Origin of the sequence: Ligilactobacillus sp. Marseille-Q7487, from assembly GCF_949152225.1 — a bacterium.
Taxonomy (GTDB): Bacteria; Bacillota; Bacilli; order Lactobacillales; family Lactobacillaceae; genus Ligilactobacillus.
Map to the genome: position 1 here is coordinate 1,198,302 of NZ_CASCJC010000001.1, position 26,699 is coordinate 1,225,000.

The window sequence follows — 26,699 nt, forward strand, 5'->3', positions numbered from 1 at the left end:
TTACCTCCATAAATTAATTTCCAAAAATTCCTTCAATAAATTGTTTGGCTTTTTGTTTTAAATCATTTGCCTTTTGAGATAAACTATCGCCTGCTTTTTTAACCGTATCCCAAATATCAGAAGTGTTACTTTGAACAATCTCATCTTTATCTGATGCTGCTTTAACATCAAATGGTGTTTCTTTAGTATATGGTAAAATATTTTCCATCTCTGTCTTAAATAGTAATGAACCACCACGATATCCTTCATTTTCCATCGAATATTTTGACGAGTCAAATCCTACCCAAGTTGCAACTACAACATCTGGTGTATAACCTACATACCAATGATCAGTATCTGCTCCTTGCATCCCATTTGCACTTTCGGTCGTTCCGGTTTTACCTGCAATCGTATACCCATAAGGCTTAGCACTTGCACCTGTTGCTGTACTTAGCTGATAGACGTCAATCATCATGCTAGTCATTTCCTTTGCAACATGTGTAGTCATTATCCGTTTGCTTTTTACTTCGGTATTATCTACCAAGACCTTACCAGACGCGTCAACAATCTTAGTAATTAAATGAGGTGTACACAAAACACCATTATTAGCAAAAGCTGAATAAGCACTTGCTATTTGATAAGGTGAAACTCCTTTTTTCAATCCACCTAATGCCAAACTTAAATTAGCATCAGAATCAGCCAATTTAATGCCAAATTTTTCAACAGATGCAAACCCTTTATTAACACCTATCTTATTTAAAAGCCAAACTGCCGAAGTGTTTTTACTCAAAGCCAAGGCTTGATACATCGGCAATTGCCCACTATAAACATTATTCCAATTATGCGGTGTATAGTTATTTGAACCATAAGATTCTAACTTATCTTCTAACAGTGAATCAAAATGATACCCATTTTGTAAAGCTGGCGTATAAACAGCCAATGGTTTAATTGTTGAACCAGGTGATCTTATTAATTGAGTTGCTCGATTATATCCACGAAAAACATGCGTTCCTTCGCGACCACCTACAAGTGAATTTACACCACCAGTTTGCGGATCAAGTGCAATTGATGCACCTTGTGCTTTTGTTCCATCATTAGCATTGTACGGAAATAGTGTTGAATTAGCAAAAGCTACTTGCATCCTAGCTTGGTAGTTTTGATCGAGTGCCGTATAAATCTTATAACCACGATTCATGATTTCTTCTTCAGATAAGCCATATTCATTGATTGCTTCATTAATAACTGCATCAAAATAATAAGGATATTTATAACCTGAAGTATACGTGTAATTATCATTAGTCTGTATTGGTTGTGCTTGATATTGCTTGGCTTGTGTCGCTGTTATTTTATCAGCTTCAACCATCAAGTTTAACACCAAATCGCGTCTCTTTTTTGAATTTGTTGGATTATCCAACGGATTATACATACTTGGATTGGTCAACATTCCTGCTAACGTAGCTGCTTGAGGCACCGATAATTGACTAGCATGCACTCCAAAATACTTTTCAGAGGCATCTTCAACGCCCCAAACCCCATTACCAAAATATGCATTATTTAGATACATTGTCAAGATTTCTTTTTTTGAATAAACATTTTCGACCTGCATCGCTATAAAGATTTCTTTAGCCTTACGTGAAAAGGTCTGTTCTTGTGATAAAAAAGCATTTTTAACCAATTGTTGGGTCAAAGTACTTCCACCACCACTGATATAATTGCGACCCGTTACTTTGTTTTTCAGATATAAAAATGCAGCTCTGCCGATTCCTTTAATTGAAAATCCGTATTCATGATAAAAATCACGATCTTCAGTTGCTAAAACCGCATCTTGAATATTTGGCGAAATTTGGTCTAACGAAACCCATGTCCCCTTTTGTGAATACAAATACCCCGCTTTTTGACCGGCATTATCATAAATTTCAGTAGTTTGTTGTAAAGCTGACTTCAAGCCTTTAACATCTGTTGTCTTAGCTAACGCGACTAAATAAACGCTGATACCTAAAAACAAACTCAAACCTACTACGATTAGCCAACGCCACATTTGGTAGCGACGCCACTTAGCTTTAAACCACATCTGCAAATGCTGATATGCTTTTTTTATTGCCTGTTGTAGCCGCTGTGTAAAAGATAATTGATCCATAACAAGAGCTAACCCTTTCGCTATTTTGAAATATTTAGTTTCATCTTAGCATACTCAATCTTAATGCCTTACTATTTATTTTGACTTTTAAAAAAACTTAATTACAAAACATCCAAATCAATATGTTCCATAAACATTTCATAGACATTTTGTGCATCTTGAGCGGATGCACTAATTAAAACAAGCGTATCAAAACCCGCTAAGGTCCCAACAACTTCTTTAATCGCCAAATCATCAATAATTGCAGCTAAAACATTCGCATTACGTGCTGATGTCTTAACAACGTTCATGAATTCAACTTTTGTGATATTGGTTACAATTTCTGAAATCATTTGAAAAAGACGTTCTTCTTCTGTTTGATTATTAGCTTTAAAGATAACATAACGAATATTTCCATTACCGTCTTGTTCCTTAACAATCTTCATTTCACGAATATCACGCGAAATTGTAGCCTGCGTAGCTTTAATTCCATTTTCTTTTAAAGCATTTAATAAAGCTTCTTGCGTAGAAATAATATTTTGATTGATTAATTGTTCAATCTTTGCTTGACGAATTTCTTTCTTCATTCTTAGTCTCCTTTAACAACCATTAATGTTAGGATTATTATACCATTGAAGTTTGCAAGACTAAAGCTACACGCTTAAAGGCAAGTAATCAAAGGTTCTCCAAACGTTTTAACATATGTCCGTTTAAAACAATTCGCGAAGTTCGATTGAATAATAGTCCCTCTTGTTTAAAATCAGCAATAACATCATCAATTATCGTATGCCCAGAATAAGTGAGCGACTCCATTACTGAATGTGTTAACATTTTAGGCAATAGTACATTCCCATCTTCTAACTTGCGCCCCCATTTTTGAGCAAAAAGCAAAAATAAAGCACCCATACGTTTTTTCCGTGATCCACTTAATAGCTTCTTTTCTAATTCGAGTGTTTCATAACTCTTTTTAGCTAAACAATTAAATAAAAATAATGACATTTTAGAATTATCTTCTGATAATTTTTTAATTTTATTCAAAGGAAACATTAATATCTCACTAGATTTGCAAGCAATCGCTTGTTGAATCTCAAAACAACGCTGATTAACTTCTAAACTTGCCGGAAAATATTGATTTGAAAAGTAAAGCTGACATACACAATCACCATCATACACTATATTTTTCAGCAAAACACCGCCACTAAAAATCATATAAAATGTTGCTTTATATTCTTTTTCACTCGCAAATATACTTTGTCCCTCTTTATAACGCTTTAAAACACCCAATTTAGCCAATTGAATACTATCACTTTTATCCAACCCAACTACTTCTTGTAAGTATTGATTTATCTTTACATATTCTAAAAACCTTTCTTTTTCTTCCATTTTAGTACACTGCTTCCTTTTAAAAGATTTAAAACGATTTCACAATAATTTTAATACTTATATCAATATTTTTCAAATTATTTTTTATACACGTTGTAATTTAACCGCTAGTGACTGTAAAAATGTAGTAGAAATAATTAAACAAGCACCTATAAGCTCACCTACTCCTAAATTTTGGTGCAACCACAAAATTGACAACAAGGTCGCTGTTAGTGGTTCAAACGCACTCAACATCCCTGTTGTTTCAGGCGGAATAAATTTGAGACTTTGTAAATAAAATAAATAAGAAAACATTGTTCCTATAACAACAACACAACTTAAATCAAACAAGGCTGCTAGTGTTAGCTGTGGCGCTGGAATAAATATTAAAACAGGGATAAAGAAGATTCCCCCAACTATCATTGCTAAACCAATCACTATTCGCGCATCGAATTCGCGTAGCAACCTGCGTGGTAACAACGTATAAGAAGTTTGACTCACACCTGCCATAATTCCCCAAAAACAAGCAGGAAGCGATAAGCTTAGTTCTGTTAAATTTCCATTAGTTACAACTAGCACCGTTCCCAATAATGCGATTATTAAAGAAATAACATCTATTCTGCGTGGAAGTACCCAATTACGTAAGCACAGGTATAAAATAATAAATAATGGTCCTGTAAATTGTAGGATAGTCGCTGTTGAAGCATTGCCATACTGAATTGCTAATAAATAGGTCAGCTGTGATGGAATCACCCCGAAAAGTGCAAACATCATTAATTCAATGATATTTTTTTTACGTAAAAATGTTTGCCATTGCTGTTTAGAAATAACGATTAAGCTCCAAATCACCAATAGGCTCCCTGCACTCAGTAAACGAACACCTACAAGCCATGGCGCTTGAACATTAAATTTAGTAAATAAAGTTTGGGCAAAGATTCCAGATAAGCCCCAAAAAACACAACCGATAATTGCATAACTGAATCCTTTGTTTTTCATACTATATAACTCCTCTAAAAAAACTGCATGTGCACATTATAACTAAAAACATTAATTTTGAGCATATAAAAAGTGATTTTTATCAAAAAATCACTTTACTGATATACATATTTTCAATCAATAAAAACTAAATTCGGCCAACGTCTAGCCCACTTTTTACGATTAATTCGTCTTTGAAAGGCTTCATGTTGAGCTTGTCCTTTAGCAAAACCATCTGTTGCTTTTACTCGCAATTCAAATAAGTCCTCTAAACCATAAGGTGCAACAACAGAAATGTTATTCATTCTATCACAACTAACAGCAACAGAACTGCATGTTTCAGGAAAATGTTGTACCGTATCAAAAATATCTTTACCCACGACTAGCTTATTAGCATGACGCTTAGGCAAAGCTATATTAACTAGATTCCACAAATATTTGGAATATCTTTGATTGATCTGCGTTTGACGTGTTAAGTAATCTTCATTAGATTCGCTCGCGTCATAATAAAAAACATCTATGTTACCAAACACTAAACTCGAAGGCAATTGATGTTTTTTATTCCAAACAAAATCACGAACAGCACCTGCACTAACATAGGCTTGTGGTAGATGCATTGCATTAATTATGTTGAAGACTTCCATGAATTCAAGATCTTGACGTAACAACTCAACAAGTTGTTCTTGATACTTCATTTCAAATCATCCCTTCTTTTTTATACCATTACTATTGTAGTTGCTTTTGTTAAAAAAAACTATCACTTTACGAAAAATTTATTAAAAAGATAATCTAAAGCTTGATATTTCAAGCTTTTTCAAATTTGTTGTGTCAAATAAAAGTTGCAATACATCCCAGCAGCCGTTATACTTAAGAGTAAAACGTTTCCATAACAAGGGAATTATTTAGGAAAGTAGGGGTTTATTAATGGAAAAAATTTTAGCAATTAATTCGGGAAGTTCAAGTTTGAAATTCAAATTATTTGAAATGCCAGCTGAAAATGTTTTGGCAGCCGGGTTAATTGAAAGAATAGGCATTGCCGGTTCAAATATTACAATCAAACATGGTACTGAAAAATTCACAAAAAAAAGCAATATTAAAGATCATCGATTTGCCGTAGATGAATTGATGCATCTTTTATTAGAACTGCATATTATCAAGGACTATCATGAAATTGCAGGTGTCGGCCATCGTGTCGTTGCAGGTGGTGAATATTTTGCTAAATCTGTCATTGTCGACGATTATGTAATTCAAAAAATCAAAGAAATTTCAGACTTAGCACCACTGCATAACCCAGCTAATTTAGTAGGTATCAAAGCATTTAAAGCTATTTTACCTGATACATTATCTGTTGTTGTTTTTGATACAGCCTTTCATCAAACCATGCCTGAACCTAATTTCATTTATAGTGTACCTTATGAATGGTATGAAAAACACAGCGTTCGTCGTTATGGCGCACATGGAACAAGTCATCGTTATGTTGCACACGAAGCCGCTAAAATGTTAAATAAACCACTTGAAGAATTAAATTTAATCACTTGTCATCTAGGTGCTGGCGCTTCGATTTGTGCGGTTAAAAATGGTAAGTCATTTGACACTTCAATGGGCTTTACTCCATTGACCGGCTTAACAATGGCTACTCGTAGTGGTGATGTTGACATCTCTTTAGTTTCTTATATGATGGAAAAATTACACATTGATTCTATCAGTGAAATGATTTACATTTTAAACAAGGAATCAGGACTATTAGGAATTTCAGGCATTTCTCCTGATATGCGCGATATTGAAGAAGTTGCACACACTAATCATCGCGCTAAATTATCCTTAGATATTTTCTTTAAAGACGTAGTTAAATACATTGGACAATATATGTGCGAGATGGGTGGCCTTGACGCCATTGTCTTTACAGCTGGTGTTGGTGAAAATTCACCTGAAACAAGAGAAGCTGTTATGAAACAACTTGCATTTTTAGGTGTAACAATTGATCCAGAAGAAAATCAAAAACGTGGAACTGCTGCTTTCGTTTCTGGAGCAGACTCAAAGATTGCAGTCTTACGTATCCCAACCGATGAAGAAGTCATGATTGCTCGTGATGTTTATGCCTTAAAATAAAACAATAAAAAACCCCAAGTCTTGTATCGTGCCTTTGAAGTACACAAATTAATCGTACACTCAAAAGCACATTCTTTACAAAGCTTGGAGTTTTTATTTTATTGTTTATTCAAATAAGAATTTTTCATACCATATGTCAGATAAATAATTATCCCAATAATAAACCAGCCACCTGTGTAAAGTTTAGCTTCATTATCTAATCCTAAAAAGACAACTAATGATCCTAAAAAGGCTAAGGCAGGCATTACTGGATAAAGTGGCATCTTAAAACCTGGTTGTAATAAATCTTTTCCTTCACGTGGACGCAAGCGATAAATTCCTAAAGAAACAAACATAAATGCTACTAATGTTCCTGCAGAAATTAATTGTGAAAGTGTTGTAAATGGGAAAACAGCTCCTAAAATAATGCTAACAACAGTTAATAAAATCAACGCATTTCGTGGTTGGTTATCTTTGTCTAAGGCACCTAACCATTTAGGCAACATTCCATCGCGACCAAATGAATATAATAGGCGTGAACCAGCCATCATCATCCCAATTAAGGCAGTAAACATTCCGATAACAGCGATTGCTTGCACTAAAGAGGCAATTGCTGGATGGCCTGCTTGACGCAAGGCCCAACCAACTGGCTCTGCATTACCAGCATAGTTAGTATATTTAAACATTCCTACTAAAACAAGCGATACAGCCACAAATAACACAACTGCAATTGCTAGTGAACCCAAGATTCCTCGTGGCATCGTTTTAGATGGATTTTTAGCTTCTGCTGCATTTGCTGCAATAGAATCAAAACCAATATAAGAAAGAAAAATAGAAGAAACCCCTGCATAAATTCCTTGCCAACCACCAAAAGAAGTTCCATCAGCATTCTTATGATATTCAGGAATGAAAGGTACATAATTATCGAAATTAATCGCCGTCAAACCAACGATGATAAATAAGATAATTGCTAAAACTTTCAAAACAACCAATGCATTTTCAACACGTGCAGCCCCAGAAACTCCTCGTGACAATAGCAGCGCAATCAAAACAATTACGATCACAGCTACTAAGTCAAACCAACCACCATCAGTTCCTAAAGCATTTGATAGTTGTGATGGTAATTTAACACCAAGTGGTGCAATTAAGCCTCTAAAATTCGCAGATAAACCAGAACCAACAAATGCTACGGCAATGAAATATTCTGCTAATAAAGCCCAACCGGCAACCCAGCCAAAAACTTCGCCCCAAATAATGTTAATCCATGAATAAGCTGAACCTGCAAATGGCATGGCAGACGACATTTCAGCATAAGCAAAAGCTACCAAAGCAGCCACAACTGCAGCCACTAAAAATGATAAAGCAACGGCAGGACCTGCATGTTGCGCAGCTACTACCCCGGGTAAAGTAAAAATTGATGTTGAAACAATCGTCCCAACCCCTAAGGCCAAAAAGTCTTTAACTGTTAAAACTTGCGGTAGGTGCGCATCTTTTAACTTATAAACTTTTGGATCTTCTTTTAACGTCATGCGTTTCCAAAATTTCTTCATATAGTTTCTCCTCCGACTCTCTTATTACAAACGTAATTCTTAAGAATAGTTAAAAAAATTATAGCAAACAACTTTTAACAGGTCAATTGAAAAATTAGAAAAATCTTTACTAAAATAAGAAAAGCAATTCAAACAAACCCTTACTTTTAGCATTTTCCTCTTTATAAAAAAGTTTTTTCTAATATTTATGAAAGAATTATTAGAATTAAAAAAGAAGAGTTTAACCTAACAGGTGCACTCTCCTTATTTCAATGGATCCAAAAGTTTAACAATCTTTTTTTCAAGCTGTGTAACACTAATCATGGTTACAGAATAAAGCGTCATAAAAAATGCCAAAAAAACAAGGTCCCTTTTAACAGCAATAAATAGTGATACAAAAAATAATGCTTGTCCCAAAAGTGACCACTTACGTTTTTCTTTAACCAATTTACCTAATTGCAAATTTTCACGAACTGATAATTCATCTGGATTACGTAACCTCTTGCCTGAGCGATATTTAATTAAGTCATAATTAGTTTTAATATTATAAATAGTTATGACGACAAAAGCTATATAAATTATTATTGTAAAAATCATTTTTTCTCCTTTAATTAAAAAGGCGACCTTACCTAGGTCACCTTTGTTTAACGTGCTATCATAACATCACAAGTAGCAGTACGAATAACATAGTCTGTGACCGCACCCACTAATACTCGTTCAACTGGATTTAGTCCTGTTGGGCCCATGATTATTAAATCATTTTTATGATCTTTAGGAAAATCACGCGCAATCACTGTTCGTGGTGCACCAAAACGTACATGTGCCTCAATGTCTTCAAATCCTTGTTTCTTAACAGTATCAACTAATTCAACTAAATATTTATCAATATCTTCAAATGTTTGATAAACAACATCTCCATTAACATCAATCATTCCAGCAAAGCTAACGGAAAACTGTTTTAAATCAATTACATTTAACACATCAATGTGCGCCTTATTACGTTTAGCTATCTCAACTGCTTTATATAATGCATGTTCAGCTGCTTGAGAGCCATCAACTGGCACTAAAATATTTGTATATTGTTGTTCTGTCATGGTAAACACTTCCTTGTAGAAATTGTTTCAGACTGGTGTCTTTTCTAATATAATTATAACATACTTTATCTTTATAAACTAGATTGAGACAATTCAATTTAATTTTAGTTATCCTCATGAATTAAAACATACTCTCTAAATTTGTTACGTATATATTCTAACTCAGTCATCTCGTCTAATTCATCAGATAAAAAAGAATTCATGTCTACCAATACTGTGTAAAAATCATGTTTCTTATCATTCATATTATCCATTTCAGAAACATATGACCGTTTCAAATTTTTTAAAAGCAAATTAGCTAGATTAGTTTCACCTCGTGTCATATAACTAAGTGCTTGTTGAGCTTGTTGTTGGTAAAGCTTAGCTCGTTCTAAATAATAATCCATTTTCTCTCCTCCATAAATGCTTTTTTCTTGCGTTTTCAAAAATGTAATACCTATATATTACATCTTCTCCAATAGCTAATTTTTAGAAACCGCTTTCTTATTACAATACCATGATTTATACCCTTAGGTCAACTTCTCAGCTTTTTCTTATAATTATCCTTCTAACAGACATAATGTTCAAAAAATGTTATACTAACAGTAGTACTAAGCTTTACTTAGGAGGGATAAAATGTTTTTAACAACCGGTGAAATCAATCGTACTTATACTATCAAAGGCGTTATCAACGCTACTGTTAAACGTGAATTGAGTGCTGATCAATTAGATGAAGTTGATCAATACGATGAATTATATAATGAAGTCAAAACCAAATTAATCGAACGTGCTGTCGCCAAAGACGGTGATGGTATCATTGGAGTTCGTTTTGAACCACAAATCGTTCGCGTATCAGTTGGTCCTAAATATATGTTATTACATGGCTATGGTACAGTTGTAGGCTTCCCTAAAAAGCCACTCTCTTAATAAAAGACTTTTCTTTTTATATAAAATACGGTATATTAATAAAAGATTCGACTTGAATCTTTTTGCCGTTGTGGCGGAACTGGCAGACGCGCAACGTTCAGGTCGTTGTTTGGTTTTCCAAGTGCAGGTTCGATTCCTGTCAGCGGCATTTTATAAGAATGGTAAGAGTCCTTTTTAAGGGCTCTTTTTTAGTATTTGGATTAAAAATATCGATATCAAGATTACATATTCAATGTTAACGCTTTAAATAAATTATTAATGTGATATTATAATTTTATTCTTGGATAAAATCCACTACAACTACAAATAAAAAATTGCAAAGACTATATTTAAATTAATATAAGCTTAAGATGCTATCTTATACTTTTATATTAAAATATATATTTTCTAAGGAGAACACATTATGAACTACGAACTAACGACAGCTACTGAGCAACAACAATTTTATGAACTTTACTTGTATGCATTTAACAAAGAAGATAGCCAACAGCGCCGGGATTTCTTTTTTTATCGCTATGATCAAGCATTAACCTATGGCATCAAAGCAAATGATCAACTTGTCAGCGCCTTATATGCAATTCCTTTGACAGTTGGTTTCCAAAGTGCAACTTATTCAATGCATGGAATCGGTGATGTGATGTCCGCTCCTGAGTACAGCGGTCGTGGTGGTGCTGGCAATTTATTGCGCTATGCTCTTGAAAAAATGGCACAACAAAAGGTCGCTTTATCTTATCTGGCTCCCTTTTCGTTTACTTATTATCGCAAGTTTGGTTACGAACACGTTTTTGACAAGATACATTATCAAATTAGCGCAGATAAACTAAGACAATTCCAAATTCCTAAAGTTACTTGCGGACACCTCCAAAAAGGCGCACTCATAGATTTCATTGCCATAATCGATCCACTTTATAAAAATAGTCCATTAGCTAATAACGGTGGAATCATTCGTTCCAAGAATTGGTGGCATTATTTAACCTTAAAAAATTCCTGGGACGTTGCCGTTTATTACGATGATAATGCAGTAGCTCAAGGTTATTTATTGTATGAACGTTCTGGGTTAACTTTGACAATTAAAGAATTTGTCTATCAAACTTCCATAGCTAAAAATGCTTTATTAACTTTTATCAGCAAGCATCAAAATTCATTTACCACAATCATCTACGAAACACCTAATCTTGATTATTTAGGTTTGTTCACAAGTGATCCGTATTTGTTTGAAGCTAAAATCGTTCCATACATGATGGCGCGAATCGTTGATTTAAAGAGTTTTTTTGATAGCTATCCGTTTGCTGGTAATCTCGATATTTGTTTAGAATTAAGTGATCCTGTACTTAGCCAAAACACCGGAATCTGGCGCTTACAAGCTAAAGATGGTGTTACCAGTTTAGTCAAGACTTCAGCAAAAGCCCAACTTACTTTGACAATTCAACAACTTAGTCAAATTTTTCTAGGAGCAACTTCGGCTAGTCGTTTAGCTAAATTAGGTCAAATAAAAGTCGCAGATAAGATCGTGCTAACCAAGCTAGATGCTGCTTTAAGCGCAGTTACGCCTACCTTAGTCGATTATTTCTAGGAGACTGTCATGATTAACATAATTGAAATTCCCGTGACAAAACGCCAAGATTTCTTAGATTTTTTGCTTTTAGCCGATGAACAACCAGAATTGGTCGCACAATATATGTTTAAAGGACAAATGTATGCTTTAATATATCAACAAACACTTTGTGCGACTTGTCTAGTCTTACCGTTTAACAAAACGGATATAGAAATTAAAAATTTAGCAGTTTTACCGGTATTTCAACGCCAAGGACTAGGTAAAAAACTTTTATTAGCAGTCTGTCAAAAATATCCCAAAGCAACATTTGCTTATGTTGGGACCGGTCAAAGTCCCGTGACCATGAATTTTTATCAGCACTGTGGTTTTGAATATGCCTATCGTATCAAAAACTTCTTTTTAGATAATTATGATCATGAAATATTCGAAGAAGGTATACAATTGGTTGATATGATTTATCTCAAAAAGAAATTGACTAATTGTTAACTTTACGGGCCAAACTGCTCAAAAAAGCGCTGGTTTTGATTTGGAAATAAGCGTATCCTAAATGATCAAATGAGCAATCTTGGCCAAAGTTTATTTAATCAACGTAAAAAACAAGGTTTGTTACAAGAACAAGTCGCACAAAAACTAGGAGTCAGTCGCCAAACGATCTCAAAATGAGAAACAGACGAAACTTTACCCAACGTCTATCAAGCTAAGCGTCTCGCCAAAATTTATCAAACTAGTCTAGATGAACTCTTAACATTTGATACTAACCTCAGTCAAATCAAAGAAGCCATTGCAAAAGCTCCAGATAACATCCAAGAAAAAGTTGATTGGACTAAGTTATGGGGACAAAAATATCCGATTTTACTAAAGTACACAAAAGAAGTCACTACTAAAGACTATGTTCTTGGTTTACGTGGGCTATTAACACAATAAAAAAAAGATTATGACTATACCGAGCTTGAAGCTTTCTTAGTTCTTAAAGACATTTTAGGTAAAATGTGGCAAAATAAAAAATAGACCAAAATGAAGTGATTTTAAAAATCACTTCATTTTGGTCTATTTTTATTATTTGATTAATTCATAGATTGATTCGGCATAAATAGCAGTTGCTTTTAACAAATCATCAACCGGAATAAATTCATTTGCTTGATGCATCGTATCTGGTGTATCTGGGAACATTGCTCCAAAGGCTACTCCACGTTCCATCAAACGGCCATACGTGCCGCCACCAACCACTTTTGGTTGAGCATCTTCACCGGTTTGACGACGATAAACATCAAGTAAGGTTGAAACAATCGGATCTTCAGGTGATACATAGTGTGGCACTTGTACACGACCTTGTTCAATTGTTGCGTTCATTGGAGCAACAACCTTCTCTACCGCTGCTTTAATTTGAACTTCATCAATTCCTTTAGGGAAACGGAAGTTCATTGTTACACTACCACCGTCTTGTTCATTAAACGATAGCAAGCCAGCATTCATCGTCAAATCACCCATGATTTCATCTGTATAAGCAGTTTGGAAGTTGTCCATCCGTGAATCTTGGTGTAAGTATTGAGCTGCAAATTCTAAGAAGTTCTTAGCATCCTTACCAAAACCATATTGATTCAAGAATAATGCCAAATAGGTACCGGCATTTTCACCGTTTCTTGGTTCTTGCGCATGCGCTGCCTTACCAATTACATTTAAGATAATTTGACCTTCATTGATTTCATAGTTACCTTCGATTGGGTATTGATCGATAAATTCATCAAAAGCTTTAGCAATCGCTGCACAATCTTCAGTTACAACCGTTGCTGTTGCATCGCGTGGTACCATGTTTTCACGCAAGCCAGCATCAAAATTAGTCAACCTAAATTCCGAACCATTTTCTTTTCCAAAGTTAACTACCAAGCTAACATTTCCCTTTTCACCATTGATAATTGGGAAAAAGGCATCTGGTGAAAAACCAAAATCTGGATGTGGCATCTTTTCAAAATACCGTGTCATCCCACGCCATTGACTTTCTTCATCTGTTCCTAAGATAAAACGTACCTTCTTAGAAACTGGTAAGTTTAAGTCTTTGATAATCTTTAAAGCATAATAAGCAGCCATTCCTGGTCCTTTATCATCTGAAGAACCACGTGCATACAAACGACCGTCTTTGATTACTGGGTCAAATGGATCGGTTTCCCAACCTTTACCAGCAGGCATCACGTCAACGTGTGCTAAAATCCCTAAGATTTCATCACCTTGTCCATAAGCAATATGCCCGGCTAAACCATCTAATTCCATGGTTTCAAAGCCATCGCGTTGTCCGATTGCTAAAAATGCATCTAATGCTTCTTTAGGTCCTGGACCTAATGGAGCTTGTGGTGTTCCTTTGCTTTCATCACGCACACTTTCAATTTTCAAAAGTGCAATCAAGTCGTTTAAAAGATCGTCTTTTCTTTTGGCGACCTCGGCTTGCCAATCGATTGTCATATCGATCCCTCCTTGTTTATCTACGCTAATAATTTTAGCACATTTATTTAAAGATAACCATGCAGTATAATTAAAATAATTCAAGTCCAAAAGGAGTCGTTTATATGCAACAACTATCTGAGCAAATTTTAAATTCTGTTATCACTAAACGCCCTGCAATCAGTCATAAAGCAACATTTGGTAAGGTGTTATTAGTCGGAGGTAATCAAAATTACGGTGGAGCAATCATCATGAGTGCTTTAGCATGTGTTAATGCTGGTGCTGGTTTAGTTACTTGTGCTTGTGCTAAAGAAAATCTTACAGCTTTACACAGCGTTGTTGCTGAAGCTATGTTTGTTAATTTTTTTGATAAGGTTGCTTTGGCTAATGCTTGTTGTAATAATGACGTTATTGTGATTGGTCCTGGTTTAGGCACTGATGAACGTGCTTATGAAATTTTTTTGACAGTCATGGCAAACTGCCAAGAAAAGCAAACACTCATCATTGACGGATCGGCTGTTACTTTATTGGCTACATATCCTGCTTTACTTTCCAAGATTCAAGCCCAAAATGTCATTTATACGCCTCATCAAATGGAGTGGCAACGTCTTTCTGGTATTGAAATTTCCAAACAAGATTCTTGGCAGTTAAATCAAGCAGCTTGTGATCGGCTAAATGCCTGGGTTGTCTTAAAAAAACATCACACCCAGATTTACCATCCTAAAAATCAATGCTATGAGTTACCAATCGGTGGCCCTTATATGGCAACAGGTGGAATGGGTGATACTTTAGCCGGTATTTTAGCCGCTATAATTGCACAGTTTAATTCACCTCTTTTTGATAAAATTAATGCCGCTGTTTACTTACACAGCGCAGTTGCCCAAGAGCTTTCTTTAACTAATTATGTTGTCTTACCAACCAAATTAAGCACTTATTTGCCAGTTTTCATGCATAAGATTTGTTTTAATCACTAAAAAAACGACTCATTTACTGAGTCGTTTTTAATTAGCTTTGTTTTAACATTGCTAATTCATCCATACTTAAAGGACGATACTGACCAGGTCTTAACGTTTGATCTAAGGTTAAATTTCCCATCTTAAGCCGCTTTAAAGTTAAAACTTTCATTCCAACGGCTCCAAACATTCGCTTAACTTGATGGTATTTTCCTTCGCTAATAGTAATTTGTATCAAAGATTGCTCTTTATTTAAATCTACACTCAAAATTTCTAACTGAGCCGGTTTTAGTTGCGTTTGATCTTTTAAAATTAATCCCCACGCAAAAGATTCACAAGTTTGTTCATCCACTACTCCAGCAATCAAGGCTTGATAAAGTTTAGCAACGTGCTTTTTAGGTGCCAACAAATCGTGAGCTAATTGTCCATCATTGGTCAAAAGTAACAAACCAGTAGTATCCTTATCCAATCGTCCAACTGGAGCTAAGTCTTTAACTAAATCCTTTTTAGCAATTAAATCCAATACCGTGCGCGCACTAGTATCACTCGTTGCACTGATTACACCTTGAGGTTTATTTAACATATAATAAAAATAACGTTGATAAGTTATCAAGCTATCGTCTACATAAACCTTGCTTTCCAAATCAACTTGTATTTTGGGATCACGAATAATTTCATCATTTACCCTAACTCTTTTTTGTTTGATTATTTTCTTGATTTCAGAACGTGTCCCCAAATTTACATCAGCTAAAAATTTATCAATTCGCATACTAACCTCACTTAATTCTTAACAAGTGTCGAATTCTTTGCGTTTTTGCACCTAAAATAGCATCGGCAACCCTACTCTTTAAACATAAAAAGACATATAACCAACCGCCAATTCCAGCAACAATCACTAAAATAACCATCGCTCCTATCCGACTATACGGATTGATAAGCAAACTTAACAAATATACAAGAATGAAAACAACCACATACATCAACATCGCAAAAATCATCAAAAGATTTGCTCTTTTTTGTGTCTTAATAATGTTTAATTGATATTTATAATATAAAAATGACAACATTAACGTACAAGAGACGACCATTCCTATTCCTGTCGCTAACAATGGCCCATAAACATTTAATGTAGCTGTCAGTGGATATTGTAATATCAATTTGACAATTAATCCCACAAGCGTACAACGAATAGCCATCTTATTATGATAAACGCCTTGAACCAAAGCTGCACATACCATATACATCCCTAAAAATAACGCCAAATAAGCTGAGATACGTAATACATAAACACCTGTAAAATCATAACCATAAAATAACACATACAATGGTTTAGCCACGGCAGCCATTCCAAATGAACTTGGCAACATCACAAATAAAAACAATTCAAACGAATCAAGTAACTGTTTTTGAACCGCTACTTTATCTTTTCGTGTTGCTGCAGCAGACAATAAGGGTACAACTGTTGCTGCTAACGCAGATCCTAATGAAACAGCAATCATTATTAACTTGTTGGCATTTCCAGCAAATAATGCATAATAAGCATTAATGGTTTCTAAAGACCAATGATTAACATGTTGCATGATTGGCTGGAAGCTATATTGATCAATTAAATTATAAATGTTTATGGCAGCCCCAACTAAAATAAATGGTACAGATTGACTCAAAACTTCTTTTAATAATTGATTATCAGAAACTTCCAATTGGTTATTACTTTGTTTTGCTAATTGATCAAAACTTCTTTTCTTTTTCAAATAATAAAAAGCTAATAAACCCAATCCACCTAATGCACCAATAAAAGCCGCAAAAGTCGATTGGACAACACCTGAAACATAATCCGCTTGTAAAAGTTTCATCAACAAAAATGTAGCAGCTAACATATAAACGATACGTACAATTTGTTCAACTAATTGTGATAAAGCCGATGGCGCCATATCTTGATAGCCTTGGAAAAAGCCACGAGTTAAGCTCATAATTGGAATAACCGTTAAAGCAATTGCCAAAGAACGATAAACCGGTATAACATTTTTATCTCCTTGTGAAATAAACGGTGCTCCTAACCATAAAATTGCAGCACACAAGATTCCTAAGGCTAACATAATACCAAAACTTTTCTTATACAATCTACGCCCAACTTGATATTCATTTAAAGCATTGTATTTGGATACTTGTTTAGCTACCGCTGCTGGTATTCCTGCAGTCGCTATCATGATAAACAAACTATAAATAGTATAACCTTTAGTATATAAAGCATTCGCTTGCAAACGATCACTACCAAACCAACTGTACCAAGGAATAATATAAATGGCTCCCAAAACTCTAGAAAAGATACTGCCTGCAGTCATCCAAGCGGAGCCTTTTAACATCTTTTCTTTGGCTGAAACTTGTTGTTTTGGTACCGTATTTTTTTCATCCATTTTATATCCTACTTTCTACTAACGAAACTATTCTCCCTTTGAAAATCACCTTGCTCATTAAATCTAAAATCAAAGCGCTAATCTAAGTTTTTTTGCATTACACAATTTAATAGCTTAACTCCACGCCGATCGACAACTTGCTTATTGACCAATGAATAACCATTTTGTTCAAAAAAAGATTTAGCGGTTAAAGAAGAATGTAGTATTACTTTTGAAGGAATTACCAATCCTTCTAAATCTTTACAAAGTGTCGTACCTATTTTTTGTCCTTGATAATCCTTGTGCACATATAAATGATTTATATAACCTTTGTCTGGATATACATCACCAAAGCCCACAATTTTTCCATCTATTTTAGCTACTAAACTAAAATCACTTAGTAAAGACTTATTGAGTAATTCTTTACTATATTTTTTAGGCGCCCAGGCGTCTAGTTGTTTAGGGGTGTAATCTTTAGCATTAATTGTGTGTACTGTTTGATAAAATAACGCAGCCACTTCATCAATATCTCTGGGCTGATATATGACAATCTTTATCCCCATGAACTTTTCTCTCCATTTCAATCTTTCTAAATTATAACAAAGCACTAGTGTAAATCCAATCTTTGGTGCTTTTAAAAAGAAATCTTAAATGATTTTTTGAGGGTTAATAAATTAAAAAGTGTTGACCAAAAGAAAAATTCTTTTGACCAACACTAGAAAGTATTTAAATTTAGTTGGCCACGATATTAACCAATTTGCCAGGAACCGAAATAACTTTACGTACGGTCTTAGCTGCTAATTCTTCAGCAATTTTTGCATCGCCTAATGCAACTTTTTCTAATTCATCTTTACTTGCATCTTTAGCGACTACCAAACGTTGACGAACTTTGCCGTTAATTTGAATAACAATTTCAACGCTACTTTCAACTAACTTACTTTCATCATAAGTTGGCCAAGAAACATAAGCAATACTTCCGACGTGACCTAATTTTGTCCAAAGTTCTTCAGCCAAATGTGGTACAAGTGGAGCTAATAATTTGACGAAACCTTCCATATATTCCAATGGTAAAGCTTGGGCTTTATAACATTCATTTACAAAAATCATCATTTGTGAAATAGCTGTGTTAAAGTGTAATTGTTCAAAATCTTCGCTAACTTTCTTAACTGTTTGATGATACACCTTATCTAAAGAACCATCATTAATTGTTGTTACACGGTCACGAAGTTGTCCTTGCTCATCAATCAACATGTTCCAAATACGATGTAAGAACTTATTAGCACCATTTAGTCCATCTTCACTCCAAGCAATTGATGCATCAAGTGGTCCCATAAACATTTCATACAATCGTAAAGTATCTGCACCATATTCTTCAACAATATCATCTGGATTAACTACATTGCCTTTAGATTTAGACATTTTTTCATGATTGCTACCTAAAATCATCCCTTGGTTAACTAATTTTTGGAATGGTTCTTTAGTTGGCACAATCCCTAAATCATACAAGAATTTATGCCAGAAACGTGCATATAATAAATGTAATACAGCATGTTCAGCCCCACCCACATATAAGTCAACTGGAAGCCATTTTTCAAGTTTATCTAAACTTGCAATTGCATCTTGATTATGTGGATCAATATAGCGCAAGAAATACCAGGAACTCCCAGCCCATTGTGGCATTGTGTTGGTTTCACGCCTACCTTTGCGACCATTTTCATCAACTACATTAACCCAATCTTCCAAATTAGCCAATGGACTTTCCCCTGTACCCGAAGGTTGGATATTAGTTGCTTTTGGTAGATATAATGGTAATTCTTCTTCAGGAACTAGTGTTGTTTCACCATCTTCCCAATGGATTACTGGAATTGGTTCACCCCAGTAACGTTGGCGTGAAAATAACCAGTCACGTAAGCGATAGTTAACTTTCTTAGCACCAATTCCTTTTTCTTCTAACCATTCAATCATCTTATCAATAGCAGCTTGTTTACCTAATCCATTTAAGAAATCAGAGTTAATATGAACCCCTTCACCAGTATAAGCTTCTTTTGTAATATCGCCGCCTTCAATTACCGCTACAATTGGCAAATCAAATTTCTTGGCAAACTCATAATCACGTTCATCATGTGCTGGAACTACCATAATAGCCCCTGTACCATAGGAAGCTAAGACATAATCTGCAATCCAAATTTGAATTTTTTGTCCATTTACTGGATTAATTGCATAACTTCCGGTAAAGACACCTGTTTTATTTTTAGCCAAATCAGTTCTTTCAAGATCTGATTTATGTGAAACTTCATCTACGTAAGCTTCAACCGCAGCTTTTTGTTCTGGAGTTGTTAATGATTTTACTAACTCATGTTCTGGAGCTAAGACCATGCAAGCTGCACCAAAAATTGTATCTGGACGAGTAGTAAATACTTCGATTTGCGCATCACTTTGAGCAACTTTAAACTTAATAGATGCACCAATTGAACGTCCAATCCAGTTTCTTTGTTGTTCTTTGATTGCCTCTGGCCAATCTAATTCTTCTAAATCATCGATTAAGCGATCAGCATATGCTGTAATTTTTAAAACCCATTGGCGCATTGGCTTACGGATAACAGGAAAACCACCGCGTTCAGTCTTACCATCGATAACTTCTTCATTAGCCACAACTGTCCCTAAATCTGGACTCCAGTTAACCGGAACTTCTGCTTCATAAGCTAAACCACGTTTATAAAGTTGTTCAAAAATCCATTGTGTCCATTTATAGTATTCAGGATCAGTTGTGTTAACTTCACGATCCCAATCATAAGAAAGTCCCAAAGATTTAATTTGACGTCTGAAATTATTAATATTTTTCTTAGTAAATTCGCGTGGAGAATTACCCGTATTTAATGCATATTGTTCGGCAGGCAATCCAAATGCATCCCAACCCATTGGATGCAAAACGTTGTAGCCTTGCATTCTTTTCATGCGTGAAATAATATCTGTGGCTGTATATCCTTCTGGATGACCAACATGTAAACCTTGCCCAGATGGATAAGGAAACATATCTAATGCATAAAAATATTTTTTATTTTCGTCTTCCGTTGTTTTAAAAGTTTTATGTTCATCCCAGTAATGTTGCCATTTCTTTTCAATTTTTTGATGCGAATATGCCATAAAAAAATTACTTCCTTTCATCTTTAAAAATCATAAAAAAAGCCCTATCGCAAGCTAATTAGCTCCTCGATAGGACGAAAAAATTCGCGGTACCACCTATATTTTGACTACACGTCAACACTCATTTTTTCGTAACGGGAAATACCGTCTTTGCCTACTTATTTTCAACAAAGAACTCAAAGGTGAGTTCAAATAAAACCCGTTATACGTTCACAACAACCACGTACTTTCTGAAACGCAGCCTTATTTTACTATTCCTTCTCAGCGTTAAATATTAATATCATCTTAGCAAAGTTTCACTATATTTGCAAGCTTGGATTAAAGCAAAAAAGCAAGCTGCTCTAAATAAGCTAACTTGCCTTTATTTGTCTAATTTAACTTTAATGTCTGACCAACGTAAATCGTATCAGAAGTCAAGTTGTTTAATACTTTTAATTGGTTAACAGTCATGGAATTATTCATTGCAATCTTCCATAACGAATCACCACTCTTAACCACATATGTCTTAGAGTTAGTACTTGGTTTAACCGTAATTGATGAATTAATTGTACCATTTGCACTTAGTTTCAACACTTGACCAACATATATTGTATTGCTTGATAAATTATTTAGCTGTTTAAGTTGTGCAACAGTTGTGTTATATCTATTGGCAATTGCCCACAATGAATCACCACTCTTAACCGTATAGGTTTGTCCGCTTGGTTGGACTTCTTGTGGCTTAGCAGAACTACTTTGTTGATTACTACTTGGCTGTTGTGTTGTTTGTTGTCCTGAAATTTTCAGTACTTGACCTGGATAAATTACATCTGAGCTCAAATTGTTCAAGGCCTTCAAACTAGCTACACTCATATTGTTGCGGTTAGCAATTGCCCATAACGAATCACCACTCTTGACTGTATAGGTTGCATAATTAGTCGATGGTGTTGATGTTTGATTATTGTTGTTATTACTTTGATTACCACTATTATTAGTATTTGAACTTGTTGTTTGGCTAATCTTCAAGACTTGGCCTGGAACAATCAAATTAGAAGAAAGATTATTTAATCTCTTTAATTCATCAACAGTCATATTATGACTAGTTGCAATTGCCCATAATGAATCGCCACTCTTGACTGTATAAGTTTGAGTATTAGTACTTGGTGTTTGTTGATTTTGATTACCTTGATTTTGACTTCCTTGATTAGTATTGCTATCTTGTTGGGTTTGTGCTTGAATTTTGAGCACTTGTCCAACATAGATTACGTCTGAAGTCAAATTATTCCAAGATTTAATTTGTGCAACACTCACGTTATATTTTTGTGAAATTGCCCATAATGAATCGCCACTCTTGACTGTATACATTTGTGTATTTGTCTGATTTGGAGTCTGTGTGGTGTTTCCATTGTTAGTTCCTGAATTATTATTTTGATTACCGTTGTTAGATGATGCAGAAAGTTTCAAAACTTGACCAACATAGATGATGTCAGAGTTCAAATTATTCCATGCACGTAAGTTAGCAACTGATACACCCGTTTTTTGCGAAATTGCCCATAATGTATCCCCTGCTTTAACTGTATATGTTCCAGTAACGCCTGTATTTGTATTGCCGGTATTACCAGAATTTTGGTTACTATCATTTGAGACACCGTTATTGGTATCATATTGTCGTAAATTATAAGTATTAATCACAGAAATCAGTTTACTTGCATAATTAGGATCTGTGGCATATGTACCATAAACCCCATATCTTAAATTTTGGGCAGCTTGCTCAACCGTAGATGAATACGATTTTGTTGATTTAGGGAAGCGGGTTACAATCAAATTAGCATAACCATTTAACGATTCTTCATATCCTGAGTATCTTTGGAATTTAGCATAAACAGTATGATAAGCTCCATCATAATACTCTTGTGTTTGCATCGTTACATATGCACCTGTTCCTGTCCATTTAACTCCAAATAAGTTATACGCATTAGTTGCTAAAGCACTGCTTCCCCATGCACTTTCAAGAGCTGCTTGTGCAATCATTAATGACGCATAAACCCCTCGTTGCTGAGCTAAACGTTGTGCTGTTGGAGCAATTGTATTTAAGAATTGTTGTACATTAGCCGGATAAGCCCTAGAAAACACTGATAGATTAACTGCTTCTGGGACTTGCGCTACAACAGTATCTTGTTTTGGTGTTTGTTGTTGAACTTGCTGTTGTTCTTGCTGTGATTGTTGTGTTACTGATTCTTTCGTTTGCTCTTGTTGTGTCTGTTCAGCCAACACTGGTGCAACATTTGTACTGCTATCATCTTGACTAGTTGCATTTTGATTACTATTATTAGCATTTACTTGAACAGTTTCATCCGCTTGAACTTTATCTTTATTACTTACAGCTAATGCTGCCGTACTCATTAAGATTGTTGTTCCTAAATACGTTGTCGCTTTTTTAACTGATTTTAAATTTTCGGTTAATAGCTGATCTTTTTTAGCATCAATACGTTCTTTTCTCTTCTTCAAATTCCTCTCCTCCGTTTCTCAAATGTAAATACCACTCCTAGTATATTATAATCTGTTTTCCGAACTATTTCACGTAAAAACTTAAAATTTTTAAAAGATAAGCCTTTCTTTTTTAATAAAAAAACTGGCAACTAAAATACTATAGGTAATTTAGTACCAGTCTTATCTTTTAATCTTTCAAATCTAAACTTTGTCTTAAAGGAATTACTTTATCTGTTCTTTCCCAAGGCAAATCAATATCAGTTCTTCCAAAATGGCCGTAAGCAGCAGTTTGCTTATAAATAGGACGTCTTAAGTCTAGCATTTCAATGATACCTGCTGGACGCAAATCAAATACTTCCCTAATCGCACTAGTTAATTTTTCTTCAGAAATAACACCAGTTCCAAAGGTATTAACCGCTACTGAGACCGGGTGAGCAACACCAATAGCATACGCTAATTGTACTTCAACTTGCTTCGCTAATTTAGCAGCAACGATATTTTTTGCAATATAACGTGCCGCATAACTAGCTGAGCGATCCACCTTAGTCGCATCCTTACCTGAAAAAGCACCACCACCATGATGGGCATAACCACCATAAGTATCGACAATAATCTTACGTCCAGTTAATCCCGCATCACCTTGTGGTCCACCAATTACAAAACGTCCAGTTGGATTAACAAAGTATTTAGTTTTTTCATCTAAAAATTCAGCTGGAATAACAGTTTTAATGATTTTTTCTATCACATCTTTACGAATTGTTTCTAAAGATGTATCTGCATTGTGTTGCGTTGATACAACTACTGTATCTACTCTTTGTGGCTTATTATTCTCATCATATTCAACTGTCACTTGCGCTTTAGCATCTGGTCCTAAGTACGACAATGTCCCATCTTTTCTTAGCTGTGCAATTTTTCTCATCAAACGATGACTCAATGAAATTGGTAAAGGCATTAATTCAGGTGTTTCATCAATAGCATACCCAAACATCATCCCTTGATCTCCTGCACCAATTTGATCTAGAATATCTTCATTATTCCCAGCCTTAGTTTCTAAAGAATTATCGACACCTAAAGCGATATCTGCAGATTGTTCATCAATAGCAGTCAATACTGCACAATTATCTCCATCAAATCCATATTTTCCATTAGTGTAGCCAATATCTTTAATAGTTTGACGAACAACCTTTTGAATATCAACATATGCTGATGTTGATACTTCACCTACAATAACAACTAAACCTGTTGTCACAGTAGTTTCAATAGCTGCTCTAGCATTTTGATCATGTGTCAAAATTGCATCTAAAATTGCATCACTAATTTGATCAGCGATTTTATCAGGATGTCCTTCTGAAACAGATTCAGATGTAAATAAATGTCTTTCTGTCAATTTAGATTCCCCCATTATAATAATTGATTATTTGGTTACAAGGCATCTTCACGAAATAATATAATGTGAATCCTTTCGGGAAACGATTGTAACACATAAAGTCTAACACAGTTGACAATAAAAAGAAAATAAAAAAAGACCATCAGATAAGATGGTCAAAATTATTAAGTCACAACGGTCCTAACCGGATTTGAACCGGTGATCTCCTGCGTGACAGGCAGGCGTGATAACCCCTACACCATAGGACCAGAAATTGCGGGAGCAGGATTTGAACCTACGACCTTCGGGTTATGAGCCCGACGAGCTACCAGACTGCTCCATCCCGCGATAATTATATATGACCCGTACGGGATTTGAACCCATGTTACCGCCGTGAAAGGGCGGTGTCTTAACCACTTGACCAACGGGCCATCATACGGAGAAAGAGGGATTTGAACCCTCGCGCCGTGTTACCGACCTACACCCTTAGCAGGGGCGCCTCTTCAGCCACTTGAGTATTTCTCCATAAGACAAAAAATGGGCCTAAATGGACTCGAACCATCGACCTCACGCTTATCAGGCGTGCGCTCTAACCAGCTGAGCTATAGGCCCATAATTAAAGCGGGTGACGAGAATCGAACTCGCGACAACAGCTTGGAAGGCTGTGGTTTTACCACTAAACTACACCCGCATGGTATTTATAATGGCGCGGGACAGAATCGAACTGCCGACACATGGAGCTTCAATCCATTGCTCTACCAACTGAGCTACCGAGCCATATTTTTAAAATAAGTATTACTACTAACGGTCCTAACCGGATTTGAACCGGTGATCTCCTGCGTGACAGGCAGGCGTGATAACCCCTACACCATAGGACCAGAAATTGCGGGAGCAGGATTTGAACCTACGACCTTCGGGTTATGAGCCCGACGAGCTACCAGACTGCTCCATCCCGCGATAATAAAAAGGAGGATAAGAGATTCGAACTCTTGCGTGGTTTTACCCACCTGACGGTTTTCAAGACCGTTCCCTTCAGCCAGACTTGGGTAATCCTCCATTATAAATTTTAAAGTAACTTGCTCACTACAAGTATGGACCTTGTAGGACTCGAACCTACGACCGGACGGTTATGAGCCGTCTGCTCTAACCAACTGAGCTAAAGGTCCAAGTACAGCTTTGTACTAATCGCGGCGAAGGGGATCGAACCCCCGACCTCCCGGGTATGAACCGGACGCTCTAGCCAGCTGAGCTACACCGCGAAAACAGGATCTTTTATCATATCCCTATCGGGAAGACAGGATTCGAACCTGCGACCCCCTGGTCCCAAACCAGGTGCTCTACCAAGCTGAGCTACTTCCCGATAAAAAATGCACCCAGCAGGAGTCGAACCTGCAACCTCCTGATTCGTAGTCAGACACTCTATCCAGTTGCGCTATGGGTGCATATTAAATTAAAATCAAAATGCCGAGGACCGGAATCGAACCGGTACGGTGATCACTCACCGCAGGATTTTAAGTCCTGTGCGTCTGCCAGTTCCGCCACCCCGGCATAATGATAAAGCGGAAGACGGGATTCGAACCCGCGACCCCCACCTTGGCAAGGTGATGTTCTACCACTGAACTACTTCCGCATATGCCGGCTAGACGACTCGAACGCCCGACCCTCTGATTACAAATCAGATGCTCTACCAACTGAGCTAAGCCGGCAACATTAGCGACAACATTTCATATTCTATCAAATCAACTTCATGGTGTCAATAGTTTTTATTTATTTTTTTAAATGAGTCGTGACAGGCTCGAACTGTCGACCCTCTGATTAAAAGTCAGATGCTCTACCGACTGAGCTAACGACTCATATGGAGGATACAGGGCTCGAACCTGTGACCCTCTGCTTGTAAGGCAGACGCTCTCCCAACTGAGCTAATCCTCCATTTAGCACGGCAACTTCCTACCCTTGCAGGGGGCGATCCCCCAACTACTCTCGGCGTAATGAAGCTTAACTTCTGTGTTCGGAATGGGAACAGGTGTATCCTTCATGCCATCGTCACCGCACTATTTAAATGTTGAAAGAAATTTGTTCTCTCAAAACTAGATTCAAACACTTCAGAGAAAACTGCGTTTTGACTTTGGTTAAGTCCTCGACCGATTAGTAATGGTCCGCTCCATGCCTCACGGCACTTCCACTTCCATCCTATCTACCTGATCATCTCTCAGGGGTCTTACTTCCAAAGGAATGGGAAATCTAATCTCGAGGCGAGTTTCACACTTAGATGCTTTCAGCGTTTATCTCATCCATACATAGCTACCCAGCGATGCCCTTGGCAGAACAACTGGTACACCA

22 protein-coding genes, 20 tRNA genes, 2 rRNA genes, 1 riboswitch and 1 other annotated feature (1 of these 46 only partly in view) are annotated in these 26,699 nt (G+C 35.9%); of the genes, 7 read left to right on the top strand and 37 right to left on the bottom strand.

What is annotated here, in order from left to right:
* Positions 1-13 precede the first annotated feature (13 nt).
* From QM017_RS05905 to QM017_RS05925, 5 genes are all read right to left on the bottom strand, one after another.
* Complete coding sequence (locus tag QM017_RS05905; protein WP_282709129.1) at positions 14-2,116, bottom strand: PBP1A family penicillin-binding protein; 2,103 nt, start codon at positions 2,114-2,116, stop codon at positions 14-16.
* Positions 2,117-2,217: 101 nt separating this feature from the next.
* Complete coding sequence (locus tag QM017_RS05910) at positions 2,218-2,682, bottom strand: ArgR family transcriptional regulator (protein WP_282709130.1); 465 nt, start codon at positions 2,680-2,682, stop codon at positions 2,218-2,220.
* Positions 2,683-2,770: 88 nt separating this feature from the next.
* The gene (locus QM017_RS05915) at positions 2,771-3,478 is read right to left on the bottom strand and encodes a Crp/Fnr family transcriptional regulator (protein WP_178197047.1); all 708 of its coding nucleotides are present in this window, start codon (positions 3,476-3,478) and stop codon (positions 2,771-2,773) included.
* 84 nt (positions 3,479-3,562) lie between these two features.
* Entirely contained in the window at positions 3,563-4,453 is an 891-nt protein-coding gene (locus tag QM017_RS05920) for an EamA family transporter (protein ID WP_178197049.1), read from the bottom strand.
* A gap of 113 nt (positions 4,454-4,566) precedes the next feature.
* Positions 4,567-5,127: a nucleotidyltransferase family protein gene (locus tag QM017_RS05925; protein ID WP_282709131.1), complete on the bottom strand. Its 561-nt coding sequence runs from the start codon at positions 5,125-5,127 to the stop codon at positions 4,567-4,569.
* A gap of 229 nt (positions 5,128-5,356) precedes the next feature.
* On the opposite strand from QM017_RS05925, the gene QM017_RS05930 reads away from it, so the two are divergent.
* The gene (locus QM017_RS05930) at positions 5,357-6,541 is read left to right on the top strand and encodes an acetate kinase (RefSeq protein WP_282709132.1); all 1,185 of its coding nucleotides are present in this window, start codon (positions 5,357-5,359) and stop codon (positions 6,539-6,541) included.
* A 98-nt stretch (positions 6,542-6,639) separates the two neighbouring features.
* Here QM017_RS05930 and QM017_RS05935 read toward each other — a convergent pair whose 3' ends face one another.
* From QM017_RS05935 to QM017_RS05950, 4 genes are all read right to left on the bottom strand, one after another.
* Positions 6,640-8,070 carry an amino acid permease gene (locus tag QM017_RS05935; RefSeq protein WP_178197055.1) on the bottom strand — a complete coding sequence of 477 codons (1,431 nt, stop codon included), beginning with the start codon at positions 8,068-8,070 and terminating at the stop codon, positions 6,640-6,642.
* A 243-nt stretch (positions 8,071-8,313) separates the two neighbouring features.
* On the bottom strand, positions 8,314-8,646 hold the full coding sequence (locus tag QM017_RS05940) for a hypothetical protein (protein ID WP_282709133.1): 333 nt from the start codon (positions 8,644-8,646) through the stop codon (positions 8,314-8,316).
* 47 nt (positions 8,647-8,693) lie between these two features.
* Positions 8,694-9,143, bottom strand: coding sequence for a universal stress protein (locus tag QM017_RS05945; RefSeq protein ID WP_178197059.1), 450 nt, complete (start codon positions 9,141-9,143; stop codon positions 8,694-8,696).
* A 104-nt stretch (positions 9,144-9,247) separates the two neighbouring features.
* Positions 9,248-9,529 (bottom strand): hypothetical protein, encoded by a 282-nt coding sequence (locus tag QM017_RS05950; RefSeq protein WP_282709134.1) that lies wholly within the window; start codon positions 9,527-9,529, stop codon positions 9,248-9,250.
* 229 nt (positions 9,530-9,758) lie between these two features.
* Between QM017_RS05950 and QM017_RS05955 the strand changes: the two genes are divergently transcribed.
* The 5 genes from QM017_RS05955 (at position 9,759) to QM017_RS05975 (ending at position 12,267) form a co-directional block, all read left to right on the top strand.
* A complete protein-coding gene (locus tag QM017_RS05955; protein WP_178197063.1) occupies positions 9,759-10,049 on the top strand; it encodes a hypothetical protein in 291 nt (96 codons plus the stop codon).
* Positions 10,050-10,113: 64 nt separating this feature from the next.
* A tRNA-Leu gene (locus QM017_RS05960) sits at positions 10,114-10,197 on the top strand.
* Between the two features lie 255 nt (positions 10,198-10,452).
* Complete coding sequence (locus tag QM017_RS05965) at positions 10,453-11,622, top strand: GNAT family N-acetyltransferase (RefSeq protein WP_282709135.1); 1,170 nt, start codon at positions 10,453-10,455, stop codon at positions 11,620-11,622.
* 9 nt (positions 11,623-11,631) lie between these two features.
* On the top strand, positions 11,632-12,090 hold the full coding sequence (locus tag QM017_RS05970; protein WP_282709136.1) for a GNAT family N-acetyltransferase: 459 nt from the start codon (positions 11,632-11,634) through the stop codon (positions 12,088-12,090).
* Positions 12,091-12,159: 69 nt separating this feature from the next.
* Positions 12,160-12,267: a helix-turn-helix transcriptional regulator gene (locus QM017_RS05975; protein WP_282709137.1), complete on the top strand. Its 108-nt coding sequence runs from the start codon at positions 12,160-12,162 to the stop codon at positions 12,265-12,267.
* Positions 12,268-12,660: 393 nt separating this feature from the next.
* Here QM017_RS05975 and pepV read toward each other — a convergent pair whose 3' ends face one another.
* A complete protein-coding gene (gene pepV / locus QM017_RS05980) occupies positions 12,661-14,058 on the bottom strand; it encodes a dipeptidase PepV (RefSeq protein WP_282709138.1) in 1,398 nt (465 codons plus the stop codon).
* 104 nt (positions 14,059-14,162) lie between these two features.
* Between pepV and QM017_RS05985 the strand changes: the two genes are divergently transcribed.
* Complete coding sequence (locus tag QM017_RS05985) at positions 14,163-15,011, top strand: NAD(P)H-hydrate dehydratase (RefSeq protein ID WP_178195669.1); 849 nt, start codon at positions 14,163-14,165, stop codon at positions 15,009-15,011.
* Positions 15,012-15,042: 31 nt separating this feature from the next.
* On the opposite strand, the gene QM017_RS05990 is transcribed toward QM017_RS05985, so the two are convergent.
* The 27 genes from QM017_RS05990 to QM017_RS06120 all read right to left on the bottom strand — a co-directional run.
* A complete protein-coding gene (locus QM017_RS05990; protein WP_282709139.1) occupies positions 15,043-15,759 on the bottom strand; it encodes a pseudouridine synthase in 717 nt (238 codons plus the stop codon).
* Positions 15,760-15,766: 7 nt separating this feature from the next.
* Positions 15,767-17,404: a polysaccharide biosynthesis protein gene (locus QM017_RS05995; RefSeq protein WP_178195673.1), complete on the bottom strand. Its 1,638-nt coding sequence runs from the start codon at positions 17,402-17,404 to the stop codon at positions 15,767-15,769.
* Positions 17,405-17,481: 77 nt separating this feature from the next.
* Positions 17,482-17,946: a GNAT family N-acetyltransferase gene (locus QM017_RS06000; protein ID WP_282709140.1), complete on the bottom strand. Its 465-nt coding sequence runs from the start codon at positions 17,944-17,946 to the stop codon at positions 17,482-17,484.
* Between the two features lie 169 nt (positions 17,947-18,115).
* The gene (gene leuS / locus QM017_RS06005; RefSeq protein ID WP_282709141.1) at positions 18,116-20,527 is read right to left on the bottom strand and encodes a leucine--tRNA ligase; all 2,412 of its coding nucleotides are present in this window, start codon (positions 20,525-20,527) and stop codon (positions 18,116-18,118) included.
* 67 nt (positions 20,528-20,594) lie between these two features.
* Positions 20,595-20,801: a binding site (T-box leader), on the bottom strand.
* Positions 20,802-20,896: 95 nt separating this feature from the next.
* Positions 20,897-23,011 carry a LysM peptidoglycan-binding domain-containing protein gene (locus QM017_RS06010; RefSeq protein WP_282709142.1) on the bottom strand — a complete coding sequence of 705 codons (2,115 nt, stop codon included), beginning with the start codon at positions 23,009-23,011 and terminating at the stop codon, positions 20,897-20,899.
* 169 nt (positions 23,012-23,180) lie between these two features.
* Entirely contained in the window at positions 23,181-24,380 is a 1,200-nt protein-coding gene (gene metK, locus QM017_RS06015) for a methionine adenosyltransferase (protein ID WP_282709143.1), read from the bottom strand.
* Positions 24,378-24,477: riboswitch (SMK box riboswitch) on the bottom strand. It overlaps the preceding gene by 3 nt.
* A gap of 78 nt (positions 24,478-24,555) precedes the next feature.
* Positions 24,556-24,628: transfer RNA gene (locus tag QM017_RS06020), tRNA-Asp, on the bottom strand.
* Positions 24,629-24,633: 5 nt separating this feature from the next.
* Positions 24,634-24,707, bottom strand: a tRNA-Met gene (locus QM017_RS06025).
* Positions 24,708-24,718: 11 nt separating this feature from the next.
* A tRNA-Glu gene (locus QM017_RS06030) sits at positions 24,719-24,790 on the bottom strand.
* Between the two features lie 6 nt (positions 24,791-24,796).
* Positions 24,797-24,884, bottom strand: a tRNA-Ser gene (locus QM017_RS06035).
* A gap of 13 nt (positions 24,885-24,897) precedes the next feature.
* Positions 24,898-24,971, bottom strand: a tRNA-Ile gene (locus QM017_RS06040).
* A gap of 8 nt (positions 24,972-24,979) precedes the next feature.
* A tRNA-Gly gene (locus tag QM017_RS06045) sits at positions 24,980-25,050 on the bottom strand.
* A gap of 13 nt (positions 25,051-25,063) precedes the next feature.
* Positions 25,064-25,136: transfer RNA gene (locus QM017_RS06050), tRNA-Phe, on the bottom strand.
* A 28-nt stretch (positions 25,137-25,164) separates the two neighbouring features.
* A tRNA-Asp gene (locus QM017_RS06055) sits at positions 25,165-25,237 on the bottom strand.
* Between the two features lie 5 nt (positions 25,238-25,242).
* A tRNA-Met gene (locus tag QM017_RS06060) sits at positions 25,243-25,316 on the bottom strand.
* Positions 25,317-25,325: 9 nt separating this feature from the next.
* Positions 25,326-25,415, bottom strand: a tRNA-Ser gene (locus QM017_RS06065).
* A gap of 36 nt (positions 25,416-25,451) precedes the next feature.
* Positions 25,452-25,525: transfer RNA gene (locus QM017_RS06070), tRNA-Ile, on the bottom strand.
* A gap of 19 nt (positions 25,526-25,544) precedes the next feature.
* Positions 25,545-25,618 (bottom strand) — tRNA-Met (locus QM017_RS06075).
* A gap of 27 nt (positions 25,619-25,645) precedes the next feature.
* Positions 25,646-25,719 (bottom strand) — tRNA-Pro (locus tag QM017_RS06080).
* A gap of 8 nt (positions 25,720-25,727) precedes the next feature.
* Positions 25,728-25,801: transfer RNA gene (locus tag QM017_RS06085), tRNA-Arg, on the bottom strand.
* A gap of 20 nt (positions 25,802-25,821) precedes the next feature.
* A tRNA-Leu gene (locus QM017_RS06090) sits at positions 25,822-25,907 on the bottom strand.
* 10 nt (positions 25,908-25,917) lie between these two features.
* Positions 25,918-25,989: transfer RNA gene (locus QM017_RS06095), tRNA-Gly, on the bottom strand.
* A 3-nt stretch (positions 25,990-25,992) separates the two neighbouring features.
* Positions 25,993-26,065 (bottom strand) — tRNA-Thr (locus QM017_RS06100).
* Between the two features lie 74 nt (positions 26,066-26,139).
* Positions 26,140-26,212, bottom strand: a tRNA-Lys gene (locus QM017_RS06105).
* Between the two features lie 3 nt (positions 26,213-26,215).
* Positions 26,216-26,288: transfer RNA gene (locus QM017_RS06110), tRNA-Val, on the bottom strand.
* A 5-nt stretch (positions 26,289-26,293) separates the two neighbouring features.
* Positions 26,294-26,410 (bottom strand): 5S ribosomal RNA (rrf, locus tag QM017_RS06115).
* 74 nt (positions 26,411-26,484) lie between these two features.
* Positions 26,485-26,699: ribosomal RNA gene (locus QM017_RS06120) — 23S ribosomal RNA — on the bottom strand (it continues 2,701 nt past the right edge of the window).

Coding starts and splice junctions, on each gene's coding strand:
- QM017_RS05905 (WP_282709129.1), bottom strand. CDS start 2,116: ATGGATCAATTATCTTTTACACAGCGGCTACAACAGGCAATAAAAAAA.
- QM017_RS05910 (WP_282709130.1), bottom strand. CDS start 2,682: ATGAAGAAAGAAATTCGTCAAGCAAAGATTGAACAATTAATCAATCAA.
- QM017_RS05915 (WP_178197047.1), bottom strand. CDS start 3,478: ATGGAAGAAAAAGAAAGGTTTTTAGAATATGTAAAGATAAATCAATAC.
- QM017_RS05920 (WP_178197049.1), bottom strand. CDS start 4,453: ATGAAAAACAAAGGATTCAGTTATGCAATTATCGGTTGTGTTTTTTGG.
- QM017_RS05925 (WP_282709131.1), bottom strand. CDS start 5,127: ATGAAGTATCAAGAACAACTTGTTGAGTTGTTACGTCAAGATCTTGAA.
- QM017_RS05930 (WP_282709132.1), top strand. CDS start 5,357: ATGGAAAAAATTTTAGCAATTAATTCGGGAAGTTCAAGTTTGAAATTC.
- QM017_RS05935 (WP_178197055.1), bottom strand. CDS start 8,070: ATGAAGAAATTTTGGAAACGCATGACGTTAAAAGAAGATCCAAAAGTT.
- QM017_RS05940 (WP_282709133.1), bottom strand. CDS start 8,646: ATGATTTTTACAATAATAATTTATATAGCTTTTGTCGTCATAACTATT.
- QM017_RS05945 (WP_178197059.1), bottom strand. CDS start 9,143: ATGACAGAACAACAATATACAAATATTTTAGTGCCAGTTGATGGCTCT.
- QM017_RS05950 (WP_282709134.1), bottom strand. CDS start 9,529: ATGGATTATTATTTAGAACGAGCTAAGCTTTACCAACAACAAGCTCAA.
- QM017_RS05955 (WP_178197063.1), top strand. CDS start 9,759: ATGTTTTTAACAACCGGTGAAATCAATCGTACTTATACTATCAAAGGC.
- QM017_RS05965 (WP_282709135.1), top strand. CDS start 10,453: ATGAACTACGAACTAACGACAGCTACTGAGCAACAACAATTTTATGAA.
- QM017_RS05970 (WP_282709136.1), top strand. CDS start 11,632: ATGATTAACATAATTGAAATTCCCGTGACAAAACGCCAAGATTTCTTA.
- QM017_RS05975 (WP_282709137.1), top strand. CDS start 12,160: ATGAGCAATCTTGGCCAAAGTTTATTTAATCAACGTAAAAAACAAGGT.
- pepV (WP_282709138.1), bottom strand. CDS start 14,058: ATGACAATCGATTGGCAAGCCGAGGTCGCCAAAAGAAAAGACGATCTT.
- QM017_RS05985 (WP_178195669.1), top strand. CDS start 14,163: ATGCAACAACTATCTGAGCAAATTTTAAATTCTGTTATCACTAAACGC.
- QM017_RS05990 (WP_282709139.1), bottom strand. CDS start 15,759: ATGCGAATTGATAAATTTTTAGCTGATGTAAATTTGGGGACACGTTCT.
- QM017_RS05995 (WP_178195673.1), bottom strand. CDS start 17,404: ATGGATGAAAAAAATACGGTACCAAAACAACAAGTTTCAGCCAAAGAA.
- QM017_RS06000 (WP_282709140.1), bottom strand. CDS start 17,946: ATGGGGATAAAGATTGTCATATATCAGCCCAGAGATATTGATGAAGTG.
- leuS (WP_282709141.1), bottom strand. CDS start 20,527: ATGGCATATTCGCATCAAAAAATTGAAAAGAAATGGCAACATTACTGG.